General features: G+C 44.8%; 1 protein-coding gene. It reads right to left on the bottom strand.

Annotated elements, in window-relative coordinates:
* Positions 1–112: 112 nt before the first annotated feature.
* On the bottom strand, positions 113–679 hold a 567-nt coding region (locus A3766_RS02255; RefSeq protein ID WP_197479200.1), incomplete at its 5' end, for a methionine adenosyltransferase domain-containing protein.

Below are 679 nucleotides of genomic sequence, written 5' to 3' on the forward strand. Positions count from 1 at the left end.
TGAAGCTCATAATTATGTCCTGTCTTGTGGGCCGGATTGCTTTCCGGCCAACGTAATATTGAGTGCAGGCTGAAGTAGGTTCAGTCTGTCGTATTAGTAAAAATTACTGTCTTTAAACCTTTGCAGCTGCTTTCAAGGCATCGATCTTGTCAGTTTTTTCCCAGGTGAAAGCGGTGAAGGTCTTAGTTTTCTCTTCGCCGTTTTCCTTGTAACTATAGGTATGCTCAAAAGGTTCGCGTCCGAAATGTCCATAGGCAGCAGTAATTTGGTACATCGGATAAAGCAATTCTAGTTGATTCTGGATTGCATAAGGTCGAAGATCGAAAACTTCACGGATTATTTTCGCGAGCTCGATATCTGAAACTTTACCAGTTCCAAAAGTATTAACAGAAATAGAAGTTGGTTCAGCAACGCCGATAGCATAAGAAACCTGGATTTCACAACGATCAGCTAAACCCGCAGCAACGACGTTCTTGGCAACATAGCGGCCCATGTAAGCAGCAGAGCGGTCAACTTTTGAAGGGTCTTTTCCAGAGAATGCGCCGCCACCATGTCGTGCCATACCGCCGTAGGTATCAACGATAATCTTACGGCCTGTTAAGCCAGCATCACCGACTGGCCCACCAATTACAAAGTTGCCGGTTGGGTTGATGTGATACAAAGTATTGTCACTTAGCCA

The sequence above is a fragment of the Oleiphilus sp. HI0132 genome, assembly GCF_001635845.1.